Source organism: Sphingomonas sp. Leaf343 (assembly GCF_001423765.1).
Lineage (GTDB): Bacteria > Pseudomonadota > Alphaproteobacteria > Sphingomonadales > Sphingomonadaceae > Sphingomonas.
In genome coordinates this window covers 982,350-994,335 of the sequence record NZ_LMPG01000001.1, presented here as the reverse complement: position 1 = coordinate 994,335, position 11,986 = coordinate 982,350, and the positions used below count along the sequence as shown (strand labels likewise).

Sequence of the window (11,986 nt, the reverse complement as noted above, 5' to 3'; positions counted from 1 at the left end):
TGAAGCCGGCGTCCTCGATCATGTCGCGCGGATAGACGTTGCGCAGGTCGACGATCACCGGCTCGGTCAGCAGCGACTTGACGCGGCGCAGGTCGAGCGCGCGGAATGCGTCCCACTCGGTCACGATCGCCAGCGCGTCGGCCCCCTCCATCGTCTGGTACGCGCCCTCGCAATAGACGACGGTGTCGAGCACYTTCTTCGCCTGCTCCATGCCCTCCGGGTCATAGGCGCGCACCGTCGCGCCGGCATCCTGCAATGTCTGGATCACCGCGATCGCCGGGCTGTCGCGCATGTCGTCGGTGTTGGGCTTGAACGTCAGGCCGAGCACCGCGACCGTCTTGCCGCGCACGTCGCCGCCCATCGCCGCGATCACCTTGCGGCCCATCGCCCGCTTGCGGTGATCGTTGACCGCCGCCACCGTCTCCACGATCCGCTGCGGCGCCTCGAAATCGTCGGCGGTCTTCAGCAGCGCCAGCGTGTCCTTGGGRAAGCACGAKCCGCCATAGCCCGGMCCCGCATGCAGRAACTTGTCGCCGATCCGCTTGTCCAGSCCGATGCCGCGCGCCACGTCCTGCACGTCCGCGCCGACCTTCTCGCACAGRTCGGCGATCTCGTTGATGAAGGTGATCTTGGTCGCCAGGAACGCGTTGCCGGCATATTTGGTCAGCTCGGCCGCGCGCCGGCTCATCTCCACGATCGGCGACTTGTTCAGGTACAGCGGACGATAGACCTGCCGCAGCACCGCCAGCGCGCGCGGATCGTCCGAGCCGATGACGATGCGGTCGGGCCGCTTGAAGTCGTCGATCGCRGCGCCCTCGCGCAGGAACTCCGGGTTCGAGGTGACGGCGAAATCCGCCTCCGGGTTCGCCKCGCGGATGATCCGCTCGACCTCGTCGCCGGTGCCGACCGGCACGGTCGACTTGTCGACGATGACGGTGAAGCCGGTCAGCGAGCGCCCGATCTCCTCGGCCGCGGCATAGACATAGGACAGGTCGGCATGGCCGTCGCCGCGGCGCGACGGCGTGCCGACCGCGATGAACACCGCCTCCGCATCGCGCACGCCCTCCGGCAGRTCGGTCGTGAAGCGCAGCCGGCCCGCCGCGACGTTGCGCGCCACCAGCTCGTCCAGCCCCGGCTCGAAGATCGGCATCACCCCCTGCAACAGCAGGTCRATCTTCCCCTGATCCTTGTCGACGCAGACCACGTCATGCCCGAAATCGGCAAAACAGGCACCGGAGACGAGGCCGACATAGCCAGATCCGATCATCGTGATGCGCATAAAAACCCCTTGTGCAGGCGCAGATCACAGCCAGGCATAGACATAGGACAGGTCGGCATGGCCGTCGCCGCGGCGCGACGGCGTGCCGACCGCGATGAACACCGCCTCCGCATCGCGCACGCCCTCCGGCAGRTCGGTCGTGAAGCGCAGCCGGCCCGCCGCGACGTTGCGCGCCACCAGCTCGTCCAGCCCCGGCTCGAAGATCGGCATCACCCCCTGCAACAGCAGGTCRATCTTCCCCTGATCCTTGTCGACGCAGACCACGTCATGCCCGAAATCGGCAAAACAGGCACCGGAGACGAGGCCGACATAGCCAGATCCGATCATCGTGATGCGCATAAAAACCCCTTGTGCAGGCGCAGATCACAGCCTCGACAGGGCCGTCCCGCGCAGTCGTCCATCGCTTCCGCGCGCCTAGCCAGTGGACAGCGGAAGCGCCAGCCCGATAGCGGGACCTCGCTGCCCGACGACGGCATAGACCACGATTTCGGGCTCGCACCGACGATCGCGTTGCGTCATCGTGACACGATGATACCGCCGCCCGTGCGGACCAGATGACGAGAATCCGTGCCGACCTTCGACCATCCTTTCGCCGCACTGGTATTGTTCGCCCCGCTGACCTTCTGCGTGGCGACGCTGGCCGGCAACGCGCTGGCGCGTGCCGGATTTCCGTTACCGGACACGCGGCAGCGGATCGGCCATATCGACGGTCTCCGCGGCTATCTCGCGCTGTCGGTGCTGGTCCATCATTTCGTCGTCTGGACCGGCATCACGAGGCTGAATCTGGGTTGGGCCGCACCGGCGGACAACGTCCTGAACCAGCTCGGGCCGGGCGCGGTCGCACTGTTCTTCATGACGACGGGGTTCGTCTTCTACCCGCGCGTCCTCACCGGCTGGCGCGCCAATCGCTGGGTAGCGGTCTATATCGGCCGCGTGTTCCGCATCGTGCCGCTGGTCGCGGCGTCGGTGGTGACGATCGCCCTGATCGTCCACTGGCGTACCGGCGCGGCGGCCGGATGGCGCGACGTCAGGGCGGCGGCGCTGTGGATATCCAGCTGGTCGCAGCCGCCGCTGCTCGGCTATTCGTCGGCGTCGCGTCTGAACGCGCATGTGCTCTGGTCGCTGTGGCACGAATGGTTCTTCTACCTGCTGGTTCTCCCCGCCTGCGCGATCGGCATGGATCTTGTCCGCGGGCGTCTGCCAAGCTGGAGCATCCCGGCGGCTTTGCTGATCGGTGCGCTGACGGCGCGCGCGATCGACGTTCCGCGCAACATCCCGACCTACTTGCCGCTGTTCGCGATCGGCATGCTCGCGTTCGAGATCGCCCGGCATGCGAACGTCAAGGCTCGCCTGCGCGGCGGCCGGGCGGCCGCGGTCGCCGGACTGTCGCTCGCGGTTGCGATGTCGATGTTCCACGAGCCGTTCCATATCGTTCCCCTGTCCGGTTTCGCCCTGTTCTTCACGGCCGTGGCCTGCGGCAATCCGATGGGCGGACTGCTCGCGACGCGTGGTGCACGGGTGCTGGGCGAATGTTCATACGGACTGTACCTGCTGCATGGCATCGTGCTGGCCCTCACCTTCGTCGAGGGTCGGGCATGGGTCGACCGGCTGCCGGTATCGTGGGTCGGCGTCATATTGCCGGTCCTGACGATCTTGGCGGTGCTGGTGACGGCGGTCACCTATCTCATCATCGAGCGGCCGGGCATCCGTGCCGGCAGGTATCTTTCGGGCTGGTGGACGGGCCGCGGCCGCCCCGCTGTCGGCGCGACGGAACTGGAAGTCGCACCGTGACAGCCTTATCGCCCCTGTAACGATCGGCGGTTACCGCAGGCACGTCGGTTGACAGGCTTTCGCCGCACCGCGCAATAGGTTCCGGCAGGCGGTCGGTGCCACGTCACGTGAGGGAGCAAACGCTTGAAGATCGCCATTTTCGGCCTTGGCTACGTGGGCTGTACGGCGGCGGCCTGTATCGGGTCGCAGGGGCACCGCGTGGTCGGTGTCGACGTCAGCGCCGCCAAGGTCGATGCGATCGGCCATGGCCGATCGCCGATCGCGGAACCGCAGGTGGGCGACATGCTGAAGGCGATTCACGCCGACGGACGCCTGTCCGCCACCATGACGATCGGTTCGGAACTGGACGATACCGACATCGCCATCGTCTGCGTCGGCACGCCGAGCGGCCCGGACGGATCGCACAACATGAGCTACATCGCGCAGGTCACGCGCCAGATCGCCGCTGCGGTGAAGCCGGACCGCGCATCGCCGCTGACCGTGGCGTACCGTTCGACGATGCGGCCGGGATCGATCGAGCACATCATTCTGCCGATCTTCCGCTCGTTCCTCGGCGACGCTGCCGATCGCGCCGTCGAGCTGGTCTACAACCCCGAATTCCTGCGGGAAGCGACGGCGGTAGACGATTATTTCCATCCCCCGAAGATCGTGCTCGGCACCCGCGATGGCGGCCCCAGCGCGGCGATGGACGCTCTCCATACCGGTATCGACGCGCCGGTGTTCCATGTCCCCTTTCGCGAAGCCGAGATCACCAAATTCGTCGACAACAGCTGGCACGCGGTCAAGGTCGCCTTCGCCAACGAGGTCGGCCGGGTTTGCCAGTCGCTCGATATCTCCGCGCGTCAGGTCCACCAGATCTTCGTGTCGGACACCAAACTCAACATCTCGCCCTATTATACGCGGCCCGGCGGCGCGTTCGGCGGATCGTGCCTGCCCAAGGATGTCCGCGCGCTTCAGCACATCGCCGCCGACGTCGGCGCGAATACGCATCTGGTCGATTCGCTGATCCGCACCAACGAAGCGCACAAGCACTATCAGTTCATGCGCCTGACCCGCGACCTGTCGCCGGGCGCGCGCGTGCTGATCGTCGGCCTCGCCTTCAAGGCCGATACCGACGATTTGCGGGAGAGCCCGGCCGTCGATATCACCCGCAAGCTGCTCGACGCAGGCTTTCACGTGCAGGTTTACGATCCGGCCCTGACGCCGGAGCAACTGGTCGGACAGAATCTCGGCTATGCTTATGCCTATCTGCCGACGATCGACACGCTGCTGGTGGATAAAGCGACCGCGGAGGCTGGCGAATACGACCTGATCGTGTCGACCAATCGCCTGATCGACACGCTGACGCCGAACAGCGGCGCACCCGTCGTAGACGTGAGCGCGATCCCGTGAACCACGACTTTCCGACGCATATCGCGGGACAGCCCCTCGCCGGCAAGCGCATCCTCATCATCGTCGAGAACCTGCCGCTGCCGTTCGATCGCCGCGTCTGGCAGGAGGCCCGGACATTGAAGGCGGCAGGTGCCACGGTGTCCGTCATCTGTCCGACCGGCAAGGGTTACGAAGCGCGCTACGAGCTGCTCGATGGCGTGCACATCCACCGCCATCCGCTGCCGCCCGATGGCCACGGGCCGATCGGCTTCCTGCGCGAATATGGCGCGGCGCTGTTCTGGGAGACGGTGCTGGCGTGGAAGATATTCTTCACGCGCGGCATCGACGCGATCCAGGGTTGCAACCCGCCGGACCTGATCTTCCTCGTCGCACTGCCGTTCAAGCTGTTCGGCGTGCGGTTCGTGTTCGATCACCACGACATCAATCCGGAATTGTACGAAGCGAAGTTCGGCAAGCGAGGCTTCTTCTGGAAGCTGATGGTGCTGTTCGAGAGGCTGACGTTCCGGACCGCACGCGTGTCGATCGCCACCAACAACAGCTATCGCCAGATCGCACTGGACCGCGGCGGCATGAAGCCGGAGGACGTCTTCGTCGTCCGCTCCGGCCCGGACCTGTCGAAGCTCCGGCAGGTGGCACCGGTCGATCGCTGGAGAAATGGTCGGCGCTATCTCGTCGGCTATGTCGGCGTGATGGGCGAGCAGGAGGGCATCGACCTGCTGATCGACGCCGTCCAGCATCTCGTCGGGCCGATGGGGCGGCAGGACATCCAGTTCTGCCTCGTCGGCGGCGGCACCTCGCTGGCGGGACTGCAGGCAGATGTCGAACGGCGTGGACTGTCCGACTACATCGCTTTTACGGGTCGCGCGCCGGACCAGACGCTGTTCGAGGTCCTCTCGACCGCCGATATCGGCGTGAATCCCGACCGGGTAAACGCGATGAACGACAAGTCTACCATGAACAAGATCATGGAATACATGGCGTTGGGGAAGCCGATGGTCCAGTTCGACGTCACCGAAGGCCGCTTCAGTGCCCAGGAGGCGTCGCTGTATGCAAAGGCCAACGATCCGGTCGATCTGGCGGAGAAGATCGCCGGCCTGCTCGATGATCCGGACCAACGTGCCGCGATGGGGCAATTCGGCCGTACCCGCGTCGAACACGAACTGAGCTGGACGCATCAGGTCGATCCCCTGATCGCCGCGTACAACAGAGCGTTTCGTTGATCGTCCTCGCCTGGGGCACCGTCGCGGCCGGCATATGTAGTTGAAGAAAACTTCACCGAGGATAGATATTCGCCTCTCGCGGCTTTTGGAGCCGAGGGGGAAGCGATGTGCCGTCCGTGACCAGTCCGACCAGCGTTCACGTTCCATTCGCGACGACGGGCATCGATATAGAACAGGATTGCCGGGCCTGCCTGACGCATGGTCCCCATCCGTCGCTGACGGTGCCCGGCGACGCCGCCACCGGTGGCGGCGTGCGCGACCGGTTCCGGTATTTCGCCTGCGCTTCATTCATCGCACCCGAGGCGAGGAAGACCTATCGCCGCCGCGCCGCGGAGATCAACGCCCGGGGTCGGGGAGATCAGGCGGCTTTCTATCTTCAGGCGACGGGCTGATCCCGGCTCACCTGCCGGGCGTGACCTTGCAGCGGGCCATGCCCATCGAGAACCGGGGAAAATCGGTCTTGTTGTCGCACACCGTATTGCGCTCACCCGTCAGGCTGATCCACGCGGTGACGGGCTTGAAGGGATAGGCGTGCATTCTCGCGCCCTTGATCGTTCGCACAACGTTGCCCTGGACGATGCTGTCGCGGGCCTCCTTCAGAACGATGCCGTTGTGCGCAGCCAGAGCGAACTGGTTGTTCCGCACGATGATGCGATCGTACCCACCCTGCCCGGGGTTACCAAACCATACGCCCTGCATGAAACCGTTGGCGATATTGTCCGTAATCGTCACATCGGCCGTGGGCGGCATGCCCTTGATCGACCAGCCCTGAACACAATCCGGGTGGTCGCCATCGGTTATCAGCTTGCCGTCCGGACTGTAGACGGCCTCGATCGGGTCGAAATCCACGCACCGGTTTCGTTCGACCAGGATGTTCTGCGATCCCGCCACGTTGACGCCGTCGGATCGGGTGCCGGCGAAGTCGTTGCCGACGACATCCACCTGCCGACTGCGGCTGATCGCGACGCCGATGCGCGCGCCCCTGATCGCCATCGCGGCGATGCGGATGTCCCTTGCATAATCGACAACAATCCCGAACTGCTGCTCCCGCGGACCGACGACGTTGCCGCCACGGATCTCGACACCTTCGACGCGTCGCATGACGATCTGGCTGAACCGCGCCCGGGACGCGTCGATCGTGAGCCGCGGCGAGAACTGACGCATCGGCAGCGTCACCGTACCATAATCCCCGGGGGTCAGCACGATCGTCTCGCCGCCCCTGGCGTTTTGCAGCGTCCTGGCGAGGTTGGTCGGTGTCACCGCCGCCGCCGCGCATCCGGTGGCCGGCAGGATCAGCGTCGGGATCAACGCCCACGGGGTGATGGATCGCCGCATCATGCTTCTCCTTCGTCAGCGCGTCTGCCGTGACAGACTATTTTACCGGAGACAACGCAGCGGTTTAACCGATCAGCAGCACACAGCCGATACGGACCCGGGGTGGCGGGGCAATGCCGGGGATCGGAATGGCCGGGGTTCCGCCAATTGCGTCCCGCATCGCACAATGTTAGCAGCCGGCATCCAGATCGAAGGGCCAATTTCGTGAGCGACGACATCCTCTCCCGTGTTCAGTCGATCATGGCCGACACCTTCGACGACGACGACCTGACGGTCACCGCCGATACCACCGCGGCTGATGTGGAGGACTGGGACTCGCTCAGCCACATCCGGCTTGTCGTTGCGATCGAACGGGAATTCGGGATCAAATTCTCGAACGCCGAGATCGAGGGGTTGCAGAATGTCGGCGATCTGATCCGCGCGATCGAAGCGAAGCAGGGCGTCTGAGGGGCAGTCGCCATGCTGTCCGACCTGGCGTGGCTGGTTCCCGCTCCCGCATCGATCCGCGACGATATCAAGGCGCTGAAAGCCACCGTCGCGTCCGCCGGGGCGGCCCCGCTCGACGCGGCCTTCGCCGAGGCGTTGACGCGGTTGTCGCTGCACCGGCTCGATGAGGGGCAACTGGCGAAGCTCGCCGGGATCGTCGGTCGCGTGGCGGGTGACCTGCCGTCCTTTTCGCGGGTGAAGCTGGGGCTGCTGGGCGATGGAACGCTGTCGCTGCTGGCATCCGCGATCGTCGGATCGGGCGTGCGTCACGGTTTGCTGATCGACGTTGTCGAGGGCGGCTATGGCAGCGCGGTGCAGGACGCCGCCGATCCGTCGAGCGCGGTGCGCCGCGCCGGCCTCGACATGGCGTTACTGGCGCTCGACCATCGGCTCGCCGGCCTCGACCGGGCGATGCCCGATGCGGCGACGGCAGCGGCACAGGTCGATGCCGCGCTCGGTCGCATCCGCATGATCGTGGAGGGTCTGCGTTCCGGCGTCAAAGGACCGCTGCTCGTCCAGACGCTGTCGAGCCCGGTCGAACCGTTGTTCGGCAGTTTCGATCGCGTCGAACCCGGCTCCGTGTTCGCGATGGTCGAGGCGCTCAACCGACGGCTGGCGGAATGGGCGCGACAGGGCGGCATCGTGCTGGTCGACATCGCCCGCCTCGCCGCGTCGGTGGGGCACGAACGCTGGGACGATCCGCGCCACTGGCACGCCTCCAAGCTGGGCTTCTCGCCCGACATGATCCCGGTCTATGCCGACGTGGTCGCGCGCACGATCGGCGCGATCTGCGGCAAGGCGAAGAAGGCACTGGTCCTCGATCTCGACAACACTTTGTGGGGCGGGATCATCGGCGACGACGGGTTGGATGGCATCGCGGTGGGACAGGGCAACGCCACCGGCGAGGCGTTTCTGGCGATCCAGCGGCTGGCGCTCGAACTGCGCGCGCGCGGCGTCGTGCTGGCGGTCTGTTCCAAGAACGAGGACGATGCCGCCCGCCTGCCCTTCCGCGAGCATCCCGACATGCTGTTGCGCGAAGAGCATATCGCCGTGTTTCAGGCGAACTGGACCGACAAGGCGTCGAACCTGACAGCGATCGCCGAGACGCTGAACATCGGCGTCGACGCGCTGGTATTCCTCGACGACAATCCCGCGGAGCGCGCGCAGGTCCGCCGCGAACTGCCACTGGTCGGCGTGCCGGAATTGCCGGCGGACCCGGCGATGTATCCGCGGATGCTGGCAGCGGCCGGCTATTTCGACACGGTCGCGCTGTCGGAGGAGGACCGGTTGCGCGCCGATCAGTATCAGGCGAACGCGCAACGCGCGCAGATGCAGGCGGGCGCATCCGACATGGATTCCTATCTCGCGTCGCTGGCGATGACCTGCACGATCCGCCCGGTCGATCCGATCAGCCGGCCGCGCGTCGCGCAACTCATCAACAAATCCAACCAGTTCAACCTGACGACCCGCCGCTATACCGAGGCCGAGGTCGCGTCGGCGGAAGCCGATCCGCTGCGCCATGCGGTTCAGGTGCGGCTGGTCGACCGGTTCGGTGACAATGGCATCATCTCCGTCCTGATCGCCGACAAGGCGGCGGCGGACTGGACGATCGACACGTGGCTGATGAGCTGCCGCGTGCTCGGCCGGCGCGTGCAGGAAGCGGCGCTGGCCCATCTTGCCGCCGCCGCGCGGGCGGAGGGTGCGAGGCGGCTCGTCGGCCGTTACGTACCATCGCCGAAGAACCGGATGGTCGAGGATCACTACGCGAAGCTGGGCTTCGTCGCGGATGGCGACCTGCCGGATGGCGGCACGCGCTGGATCCTCGATCTCGCCGGTTACACGCCGCCGGTCCTGCCGATGCAGGTCGACGATCTTTTCCATAACCGGGAGCGCGAGGCCGCATGACCGACAGCCCCTATGCCGCCCACCCGAACATCGCCCGTCTGGTCGAGGCGGTGGTCGACGTCTGGCCCGATCACGGCACCTATCTGGAAAAGAGCTTCGGCGCGCGCACGGCCTCGCTGCTGGATACCAGCGACCGGATGGCCGCGGCGGTGCTGGAACTGGCGGCCGACGACGTGCGCGGTACCGCGGAGGATTATCGCTGGCTGTGCGACCGCATCCGCGAGGAGGAACTGAACTTCGCGCGGACCGACGCCTATCGCTTCTCGACCTTCGAGGAGACGAACGCGCACGTCTATTCGGACGACGATTTCATGAAGCGGTACATGAACGGCCTGCTGTTCAGCCACGTGCTGTGGTTCATGCACGCATCGTCGCTGCACTTCTTCGTGCAGCGGCTCGCCGCGCGGGTGAAGGCGGGCGGCAAGGTGCTGGAGGTGGGATCGGGCCACGGCCTGCTGCTGTTCCTGTGCCTGCGCGACCTGAAGATGCGCGAAGCGGTGGCGTGGGACCTGTCGCCGGTTTCGCTGGAGCATACCAGGGCGGCGCTCGCGCGATTGGGCGCCGAAGGCCGCGCGCGTTTCGCGGTGCAGGACATGCACCAGGCGGAGGCGACCGGCGAGCAATTCGACCTCGTCATCCTCAGCCATCTCCTGGAGCATCTCGACGATCCGATCCCCGCGCTGGCGACGGTCAGGAAGCTGCTGACGAAGGACGGCGTGCTGTTCGTCAACGTGCCGCTCAACGCGCCGATGCCCGATCACCTGCAGTTGCTGCGCGACCCGTCGGAGGCGGAAAAGATGCTGGTCGACGGCGGTTTCCGCGTGCTGGAGATCGCCAGCCACACGACGCAGGCGATGCCGCTGGGCAAGGCGTTGAAGCGCAAGGCCGCGGTGACCTGCTCGATCATCGCCGAGCCGGCCTGAGACCTTGCGGATGATGCGCACGACGCCCGTGGCGACCCGTCCGTGCGTGCCGGGCGAACGGACCGGCACCGACCGGCGGGTGCGATAGCGCGCCATGCTGTTCAACTCGCTCGTCTTTATCTTCGCATTCCTACCGGTAGTCGTCGCCGGCTACTGGATGCTGGCGGCTACGGGGCGCCATCGCCCGCGGCTGATCTGGCTCGCCGCGGCCAGCCTGTTCTTCTATGGATACTGGGCGCCGCGCTACATCCTGCTGCTCGTCTTCTCGATGACGGTGAATTACCTTCTGGCGGCGGCGATCCAGCGCCTGCCGGAGGGGGCGGGGCGACGGCGGCACCTGTTGATCGGCGGCATCGTCTTCAATCTCGCGCTGCTGTTCTACTTCAAGTATTTCAACTTCTTCATCGACAATCTGAATGCGCTGACGGGCGCGGGGATCACCATCGCGCGCATCGTCCTGCCGCTCGCCATATCGTTTTTCACCTTCCAGAAAATCGCGCTGCTGTTCGACGTCTATCGCAGGAAGGTGCGCCTCGGGCCGGTGACGGAATACGTCACGTTCGTGCTGTTCTTCCCGCAGCTGATCGCGGGTCCGATCGTGCATTATTCGGAACTCGCGCCGCAGCTGGCGGACACGCCGCGGCTGTCGGCGGCCTCGCGCAACATCCTGATCGGGCTGGTGATCTTCGGGATCGGGTTGTTCAAGAAGACCGTATTGGCGGATACCGCCGCGCTCTATGCCAGCCCGATCTTCGACGCCGCGCGCGACGGATCGATGCCCGGGTTCGTCGGGGCATGGACGGCGGCGTTCAGCTATACGCTGCAGATCTATTTCGACTTTTCCGGCTATTCCGACATGGCGATCGGGCTGGCGCGGATGTTCGGCGTGCTGCTGCCGCTCAATTTCCACAGTCCCCTGCGCGCCGGCAACATGGCGGAACTCTGGCGGCGGTGGCACATGACGCTGTCGCGGTTCGTGCAAAGCTATATCTTCCAGCCGCTGTCGATGCCGCTCGCCCGCTATGCCGCGACGCGTTTCTCCGCACCCTGGGCCTTCCTCGCAGTGTCGACGCTCGCGCCCACGTTCCTGTCGATGGTCATCATCGGCGTGTGGCACGGGGCGGGGTGGAATTTCGTGATCTTCGGCGCGATGCACGGGCTGTACGTCGCGATATACAATGCGTGGGATTTCTACTGGAAGAAGAAGCGCAAGAAGAACCCGCAGCGGACAGGGTCGAAGATGGCGGCGCACGTCGTGACGATCCTGTGCTTCGTCGCCGCGACGGTGCCGTTCCGCGCAGCCGACGTGCGCGTCACAGGCCGGTTCTTCGGCGCGATGCTGGGGCTGGGCGGCGGCGATATCCCGTGGTCCACGCTCGTCCCGCTCGGCGCGGCCGGCGCGTTGGCCTCGCTGGCGGTCGGCTGGTCGATCGTCGCGCTGCTGCCGAATACGCAAGCGTTCATGACGCGCGTCGAACCCGCGCTGGAATGGGCGAAATGGCGTAAGGTCGCCCCCGCCATCGTCCGCGCGGAATGGGCACCGACGATCGGCTGGGCGATCGTGTCGGGCATATTCCTGTTCTTCGGCGTCGCATTCATCATGCGCGGCACCACCGAATTCATCTACTTCAACTTCTGATGGAGGAGGCAGCCGT

General features: G+C 65.7%; 10 protein-coding genes and 1 pseudogene. 8 read left to right on the top strand and 3 right to left on the bottom strand.

Going from position 1 to position 11,986, the window contains the following annotated elements; all coding sequences use genetic code 11:
- Together ASG07_RS04405 and ASG07_RS04400 are read right to left on the bottom strand one after the other, a co-directional pair.
- The coding region (locus tag ASG07_RS04405) for a UDP-glucose dehydrogenase family protein (protein WP_055842621.1) at window positions 1-1,279 on the bottom strand (1,279 nt) is incomplete at its 3' end.
- A gap of 33 nt (window positions 1,280-1,312) precedes the next feature.
- Window positions 1,313-1,618: pseudogene (locus ASG07_RS04400) on the bottom strand (3-hydroxyacyl-CoA dehydrogenase NAD-binding domain-containing protein); the annotation flags it as partial.
- 228 nt (window positions 1,619-1,846) lie between these two features.
- On the opposite strand from ASG07_RS04400, the gene ASG07_RS04395 reads away from it, so the two are divergent.
- The 4 genes from ASG07_RS04395 (at window position 1,847) to ASG07_RS04380 (ending at window position 6,074) form a co-directional block, all read left to right on the top strand.
- A complete protein-coding gene (locus tag ASG07_RS04395) occupies window positions 1,847-3,070 on the top strand; it encodes an acyltransferase family protein (RefSeq protein ID WP_055842615.1) in 1,224 nt (407 codons plus the stop codon).
- 123 nt (window positions 3,071-3,193) lie between these two features.
- Window positions 3,194-4,462 (top strand): nucleotide sugar dehydrogenase, encoded by a 1,269-nt coding sequence (locus ASG07_RS04390; RefSeq protein WP_055842612.1) that lies wholly within the window; start codon window positions 3,194-3,196, stop codon window positions 4,460-4,462.
- Complete coding sequence (locus ASG07_RS04385; protein ID WP_201780944.1) at window positions 4,459-5,682, top strand: glycosyltransferase family 4 protein; 1,224 nt, start codon at window positions 4,459-4,461, stop codon at window positions 5,680-5,682. The genes ASG07_RS04390 and ASG07_RS04385 overlap by 4 nt, the downstream gene beginning before the upstream one ends.
- A 116-nt stretch (window positions 5,683-5,798) precedes the next feature.
- Entirely contained in the window at window positions 5,799-6,074 is a 276-nt protein-coding gene (locus ASG07_RS04380; protein ID WP_156361720.1) for a hypothetical protein, read from the top strand.
- Between the two features lie 7 nt (window positions 6,075-6,081).
- Here ASG07_RS04380 and ASG07_RS04375 read toward each other — a convergent pair whose 3' ends face one another.
- Window positions 6,082-7,020, bottom strand: coding sequence for a right-handed parallel beta-helix repeat-containing protein (locus ASG07_RS04375; protein WP_082474471.1), 939 nt, complete (start codon window positions 7,018-7,020; stop codon window positions 6,082-6,084).
- A 201-nt stretch (window positions 7,021-7,221) separates the two neighbouring features.
- Between ASG07_RS04375 and ASG07_RS04370 the strand changes: the two genes are divergently transcribed.
- From ASG07_RS04370 to ASG07_RS04355, 4 genes are all read left to right on the top strand, one after another.
- The gene (locus ASG07_RS04370) at window positions 7,222-7,464 is read left to right on the top strand and encodes an acyl carrier protein (RefSeq protein ID WP_236694538.1); all 243 of its coding nucleotides are present in this window, start codon (window positions 7,222-7,224) and stop codon (window positions 7,462-7,464) included.
- A 12-nt stretch (window positions 7,465-7,476) separates the two neighbouring features.
- Window positions 7,477-9,408 (top strand): HAD-IIIC family phosphatase, encoded by a 1,932-nt coding sequence (locus ASG07_RS04365; protein ID WP_055842604.1) that lies wholly within the window; start codon window positions 7,477-7,479, stop codon window positions 9,406-9,408.
- Window positions 9,405-10,331 (top strand): class I SAM-dependent methyltransferase, encoded by a 927-nt coding sequence (locus ASG07_RS04360; RefSeq protein ID WP_055842601.1) that lies wholly within the window; start codon window positions 9,405-9,407, stop codon window positions 10,329-10,331. Before ASG07_RS04365 ends, ASG07_RS04360 begins: the two co-directional genes overlap by 4 nt.
- A 94-nt stretch (window positions 10,332-10,425) precedes the next feature.
- A complete protein-coding gene (locus ASG07_RS04355) occupies window positions 10,426-11,970 on the top strand; it encodes an MBOAT family O-acyltransferase (protein ID WP_055842597.1) in 1,545 nt (514 codons plus the stop codon).
- Window positions 11,971-11,986 lie beyond the last annotated feature (16 nt).